The organism is Staphylococcus sp. HMSC035D11, assembly GCF_001836075.1.
Classification (GTDB): Bacteria; Bacillota; Bacilli; order Staphylococcales; family Staphylococcaceae; genus Staphylococcus; species Staphylococcus hominis.
This window is the reverse complement of record NZ_KV827256.1, coordinates 1-5,988: the sequence shown is the minus strand read 5'-3', so window position 1 is coordinate 5,988 and position 5,988 is coordinate 1. Positions and strand designations below refer to the sequence as shown.

8 protein-coding genes are annotated in these 5,988 nt (G+C 32.1%); 3 read left to right on the top strand and 5 right to left on the bottom strand.

All coding sequences use genetic code 11. The features are described from left to right. The 3 genes from HMPREF2647_RS06850 to hxlA form a co-directional block, all read right to left on the bottom strand. The coding region (locus HMPREF2647_RS06850) for an AMP-binding protein (RefSeq protein WP_141756754.1) at positions 1-560 on the bottom strand (560 nt) is incomplete at its 3' end. A gap of 119 nt (positions 561-679) precedes the next feature. Then, positions 680-1,228, bottom strand: a complete 549-nt coding sequence (gene hxlB, locus HMPREF2647_RS06845; protein ID WP_070859768.1) for a 6-phospho-3-hexuloisomerase — start codon at positions 1,226-1,228, stop codon at positions 680-682. A gap of 1 nt (position 1,229) precedes the next feature. Then, entirely contained in the window at positions 1,230-1,862 is a 633-nt protein-coding gene (gene hxlA / locus HMPREF2647_RS06840) for a 3-hexulose-6-phosphate synthase (RefSeq protein WP_002455709.1), read from the bottom strand. A 185-nt stretch (positions 1,863-2,047) separates the two neighbouring features. Here hxlA and HMPREF2647_RS06835 point away from each other — a divergent pair, with 185 nt between their 5' ends. Genes HMPREF2647_RS06835 through folE2 form a run of 3 tightly spaced genes read left to right on the top strand, consistent with a single transcriptional unit; the run spans position 2,048 to position 3,995 of the window. Further along, positions 2,048-2,410, top strand: a complete 363-nt coding sequence (locus tag HMPREF2647_RS06835; protein WP_176746914.1) for a YojF family protein — start codon at positions 2,048-2,050, stop codon at positions 2,408-2,410. Positions 2,411-2,423: 13 nt separating this feature from the next. Further along, entirely contained in the window at positions 2,424-3,089 is a 666-nt protein-coding gene (gene bshB2 / locus HMPREF2647_RS06830) for a bacillithiol biosynthesis deacetylase BshB2 (RefSeq protein ID WP_070859763.1), read from the top strand. Between the two features lie 27 nt (positions 3,090-3,116). Then, a complete protein-coding gene (gene folE2, locus HMPREF2647_RS06825) occupies positions 3,117-3,995 on the top strand; it encodes a GTP cyclohydrolase FolE2 (RefSeq protein ID WP_049382086.1) in 879 nt (292 codons plus the stop codon). Between the two features lie 52 nt (positions 3,996-4,047). Here folE2 and HMPREF2647_RS06820 read toward each other — a convergent pair whose 3' ends face one another. Together HMPREF2647_RS06820 and HMPREF2647_RS06815 are read right to left on the bottom strand one after the other, a co-directional pair. Then, on the bottom strand, positions 4,048-5,664 hold the full coding sequence (locus HMPREF2647_RS06820; RefSeq protein WP_070859761.1) for a poly(glycerol-phosphate) alpha-glucosyltransferase: 1,617 nt from the start codon (positions 5,662-5,664) through the stop codon (positions 4,048-4,050). A 124-nt stretch (positions 5,665-5,788) separates the two neighbouring features. Continuing rightward, positions 5,789-5,988: LPXTG cell wall anchor domain-containing protein (locus HMPREF2647_RS06815; RefSeq protein WP_141756752.1), on the bottom strand; the 200-nt coding region annotated here is incomplete at its 5' end.

Here is a 5,988-nt window from a genome sequence, read left to right as displayed (position 1 = left end):
ATACAAGTGTATAAAGACAGTGAATGTGCAAGTGGTCCCGGTGCTACAAGTATGTTTTCTTTATGACGAAGTAGCTTTTCATTTTCTTTGTATGACGCAAGCCAAGATGGTTCATTTCGATAATATGCTTTAGGTAACCCTGTTGTCCCTGATGTAAAACCAATATGTAATAGTTGATGGACTTGTGACTGCTCATGTAAATATGTAGGATATGTTTCAGAATACTTTGTCTTTATCAGTCTATGTTGTTCATCAACAAGATAGTCAATATGATACGTTTCAATCAGTTGATGAATTGTTACTTCAGACCATTGATCATCTAGAAAACAAGGAATACTTCCTTGCTCTAATATTGCAAAATAATTCAACATATTATGTAAAGGACTTTTACTTAACAATCCTACTCGGGACCCTTTCGGTAAATGCATGAAGACTGATTTTAATTGCTGTATTTCTGTATAAAGTTGTTGATATGTCAATACCTCTTCTTCGAACGATAATGCAATCATATCTGGTTGTTCTATTGAATAGTGATTTAATTTATTTAGTATATCTAACATATGACCCTCTCTAAATGTTAACTGGATTAATTATTATATTAACATTATATGAAAAATAACACATAAAAAAATCACTCAAATATATTCATCTGAACGATAATATATTTGAGTGATAGTTTTTATTCTAAATTAGCATGATTATTTTGCATTGCTTCTTCATTAACATTAAAGGCATCCATTAATCCAATCACGACACTATCTAAAAAGATGAGTGAAGATTGTTCAAATAGACTACCTAGTGGCTGTTCAGAGCCTTCTGCTTCATGTTTAGTTCCTGCAGGTAAAGCAATCACTGTATCAGCAACATCACCAATTTTAGATTCTTTTTTAGTTGTTATTAAAGCAATTTTAGCACCAACTGAATGAGCCTTTTCAGCTAATAATCTTAGGTGTTCTGTTGATCCAGAACCGGAAATAATAATTAATAAATCATGCTCTTTAATAGATGGTGTTGTTGCTTCACCTATTGCAGATGCATCTTTTCCTAGTTGGTTCAAACGCATTGCAAAGCTATTAGCAACATATCCAGAGCGACCTTTACCAGCTGTAAAGATACGAGATGCGCCAACAACTTCATTTGCAAAACGTCCATAATCATTATCATCTAGATGAGATAACGTATGATTAATCTCTTCTAATATTAAATGGTAATTATTAAAAGTTGGCATTTTATTTACCTTCAATCGCTTCACGACATTGTTTAGCTGCTTCTACAGGATCATCTGCGTTAGCAATACCGCCACCAACAATAACTAAGTCAGGTTCTTCTGCTACAATTTCTTTAATTGTTTCAGGTTTAATACCACCAGCTACGGCTACTTTAGAATTTTTAATGACTGATTTAACTGTACGTAAGCTTTCTAATGGAGATTGTCCTTCAGCTTGTAAATCATAACCAGTATGAACAGCGATATAATCAGCGCCCATTTCATCTAATTCTTTCGCACGTTTTTCTAAATCTTGTACAGCAATCATATCAACTAACAATTGTTTACCATGTTTGTGTGCTTCTTCAACAGCACCTTTAATTGAAGCATCTTCTGCAACACCTAAGATAGTCACAACATCTGCACCAAATTTAATAGCTTGGCTTACTTCATAGTCTGCTGCATCCATAATTTTTAAATCAGCTAACACTTTAGCATTATTAATATTTTCGTTTAAATGTTGAACAGCTGGTAATCCTTCATTAATAACGATAGGTGTACCAATTTCTACGATATCCACATATTCTTCAACTTTTTTAGCTAATTTTGCTGCTTCTTCTTTATTTAATAAATCGATTGCTAATTGTAATTCCATTACAAACATCCTTTCATATCATAGTCGTAGTAGTATAAATACCCATGTTAAATATTTTTAAACCTTTAAATCACTTCGAATTATTTTCCTTCATTTATAAATAAATTGAGCATAGATATACAATTCAGTCGTTCTTTTTAGTAAAATAGATAGATACACACATTGTATGGTTGCAAGGAGTGAACGTGTTGGAACCCATTAAAGCTGAAGAAGTACAACGATTATTAACTACATTTGAAAACAAACCTGTCTATTTGCATGTTGAAACGACGAATGGTGCATATGCTAACCATTTTGATCAACGTGTGTTTAATGCAGGTACGTTTTTACGAAATATACAAATCACATATGAACATGCGCAACTAAAGGGCGGAGATAAAGACCCATTTCGTGTTGGGTTGAAACTTCGTGATGGAGGTTGGGTATATGTGCAAGGCCTGACGCACTATGAAATCAATGATAATAATGAATTTTTAATAGCTGGATTTAATTACGAAGGACAGTTGGCTGCAACGATTGAAATCAGTGAACAGCCATTCACAGTATAGAGGAGGAAGATTCATGAAAGATGAAAGACATGTACTAATGATATTTCCACATCCCGATGATGAAACCTTCTCATCTGCTGGGACGATCGCAAGTTATATTGAAAACGGGGTGCCTGTCACTTATGCCTGTCTCACATTAGGACAAATGGGACGTAATTTAGGCAATCCCCCTTTTGCTACAAGAGAGTCACTACCTTATATTCGCGAAAAAGAATTAGAAGATGCTATGAAAGTGATTGGTATTACTGATTTACGTAAAATGGGTTTAAGAGATAAAACAGTAGAATTTGAGCCGCATGAGCAAATGGATGATATGGTAAAAACATTGATTGAGGAGACAAATCCATCAGTGATTATTTCATTTTATCCAAAATTTGCCGTACATCCAGACCATGAAGCAACAGCTGAAGCTGTCGTAAGAACAGTAGGACGTCTGCCTAAAGAAGAGCGTCCAAGACTTCAACTCGTAGCATTTAGTAATGATGCACCGGATATTTTAGGAGAACCTGATATATTAAATGACATTAGTCAATATAAAGAGATTAAATTAAAGGCGTTTGAAGCTCATAAATCTCAAACAGGTCCTTTCTTAAAACAATTAGCTAGCCCTGAAGTTGGCGGAGAAACACAAAGTTTTCTAGAAGTCGAACCTTATTGGACGTATCATTTCGATAATTAAAATCATTAGAGGAGGTACAATAAACGAATGACTGAATTTGATTTATCTACTCGAGAAGGTCGCTGGAAACATTTTGGTTCAGTAGACCCTATCAAAGGTACAAAACCTACAACTAAAAATGAAATGACTGACTTACAAAGTACACATAAAAACTTCTTATTTGAAATTGAAGAAGTGGGTATTAAAAACTTAGTATATCCTGTTAAAATTGATCAATTTCAAACAGCAGGCACATTTAGTTTCTCAACAAGCTTAAATAAAGATGAAAAAGGGATTAACATGAGTCGTATCTTAGAAAGTGTTGAGAAACATTATAATAATGGTTTAGAACTGGATTTCGATACACTATATCAAGTATTACGTACATTACAAGACAATATGAAACAGAATGCTGCGGGAGTAGACGTTTCAGGTAAATGGTTCTTTGATCGTTATAGTCCTGTAACTCATATCAAAGCAGTGGGTCATGCTGACGTTACTTACGGCTTAGCAATTCATAAAGATCAAGTAACGCGTAAAGAACTTACCATCACAGCTACTGTAACGACACTTTGTCCTTGCTCTAAAGAAATTAGCGAATACTCTGCTCATAATCAACGTGGTGTTGTAACAGTAAAAGTGTATTTAGATAAAAATTCTGAAATGACAGATGATTACAAAGAAAAGATTTTAGATGCAATGGAAGCAAATGCAAGCTCTATTCTTTATCCAATTTTAAAACGTCCAGATGAAAAACGCGTAACAGAACGTGCATATGAAAATCCACGTTTCGTTGAAGATTTAATTCGTTTAATTGCTGCGGATTTAGTAGATTTTGACTGGATTGATGGCTTTGACATTGAATGTCGAAACGAAGAATCAATTCATCAACACGATGCTTTCGCAAGATTAAAATATAGAAAATAAATAATACCCCCTATATTTAGTGTATGTGTTCACTAAATATAAGGGGTATATTTTATTTTTTAAAAGCTTTTTGAAATTGCACATAACCTGAAATATAATGTTCAATATCATCAATTCTGACTCGATATCCATGATGTTTGATAAAGAAACTACCTAGAATACGACTTGGATTTTTAAAATACATTGCTACTTCTGGATAGAAAAATCCAACACGTTGATACTCTGCCCTTGTATAAATCACATCAATCAGTCGTTGCTCATCTATTAAATGATGAACGATATGTTCGAAACCTGTTGCCTTAGCTTTCTGTATTAATTTATAAGTTGCCATTAACATTTCTAAAAATGTTGGAAATGTCGTTTCACGTTGTTCAATATAATCTAAATGTGTATTGACATTTTTTATACCAAATTCAAAATATTTTTCTTGAGGATTAATTTGAACTAATTCATTTGTACAATATCCTAACCAATGATCATGATATTGCCAATATTTTTTCTCAATGAAACGATCCATTAAATTTTCTACAGTTTTCAACCATAACTCATTTTTATCTCTTTGATATAGTCTCAACAAAGCAAGGGCTGCTTCGCCATCATAATAAATGATTCTGAATTTCTCTTTAACACTTAAATCAGGATAATTCAATAAGTGCGTCGTTTCATATGTATCTTCATCAATCATTGAAAGAATACCGTTCGCTACTTTTTGAGCAGCTTCAAGATATTTAGGGTTATTCTCATATTTCAAATATTCACATACAGCGAATATAAATGAAGCATTTTGTCCCAATTTAATTTCATTAGTGTCTTCCGTATCATCATAGACATATGCTTTATCTTCAACTTCAAGTAATTGATTTGAAATAACATAATCAATTGCTTTTTCAACAGGTTGCAAACTTTCACCTAAATATGCTAATCCCTCTATTAAGGCATATGTAGAAGATGAATGTCTTAGTATATTATAAAACCCAATTTCATTATCAAAATGTGGGAAATACCCATAAATATATTTACCATTATCTAACAACATATTTTGTAAGAAATGAGTGCTGCTTTCAATTAATTGATTAATTTCACTCTCCAAATGAGCTACTTTTCTTAAACCTTTTCTATAACCATTGTCGTATAGTTCATATACTTCTTCATTATCTATAAAGAAGCCTTGTGTATAAAATTTAACAACTTCTTTTCCGTTATAAAATTCACTTGAAAACGCCTTTTTGTTAGTCGTGTATTTACGTAAATAATTATTAATATTTTTATCAGAAAGAAATAGTTCTTTAGTTGTATTATCTGGTCGAATAAAAGCATTCGCATTAATTTCTTCAGGTAAAACGACTAAATTCCATAGACTATCAAATGCGATACCAAAATCCACATAATTTCGTCGTGTATTAATCAACGCTTTTTTCAATTCATTAAATTGAACCTTTTCAGTGGATGTAACAATATCTAATTTAATCCATTCTGGAAACTGACCTGTTTTCTTTTTAAATTTAAGTGCTAATTTCGAAATATTTTGTGTAAGATAATTCGTTTTTTTGAATAGTTTAACTTGGGCTTTGATATTAGGGGCACCCAAACTTAAAAAAACATAATTATTAATTTTCGTTTTATTATTTACTTTAGTTAATAATTTTTCTAGTTTATATTCAAATTCCATAGTTTCCTCCTTATTTATAACTATTTATCTTATTTCTATCAATCCATATCATAGTATTTAAAATAAAACCAGGCCATGAAGGGCCTGGTTTTAAATTTCATTGTGTAAATATGAAGTCTAACTATTATTTTTCTTCATTATTTTCGTTTTTACGACGTCTGCCAACTAAGAGTAATCCTCCAAGTGCAGCAAATAATGAACCAAATAATGTGCCATTATTTTGATCATTATTACCAGTATCAGGTAATTCGTTATTATTTGATTTATCTGCTTTGTTATTATGACCTTTGTCTGCATCTGCATCTGAATCAGCGTCTGCATCTG

Excerpts from the sequence above, each read along its gene's own strand:
- hxlB (WP_070859768.1), bottom strand. The coding sequence starts at position 1,228 with ATGCCAACTTTTAATAATTACCATTTAATATTAGAAGAGATTAATCAT.
- bshB2 (WP_070859763.1), top strand. The coding sequence starts at position 2,424 with ATGAAAGATGAAAGACATGTACTAATGATATTTCCACATCCCGATGAT.
- folE2 (WP_049382086.1), top strand. The coding sequence starts at position 3,117 with ATGACTGAATTTGATTTATCTACTCGAGAAGGTCGCTGGAAACATTTT.
- hxlA (WP_002455709.1), bottom strand. The coding sequence starts at position 1,862 with ATGGAATTACAATTAGCAATCGATTTATTAAATAAAGAAGAAGCAGCA.
- HMPREF2647_RS06820 (WP_070859761.1), bottom strand. The coding sequence starts at position 5,664 with ATGGAATTTGAATATAAACTAGAAAAATTATTAACTAAAGTAAATAAT.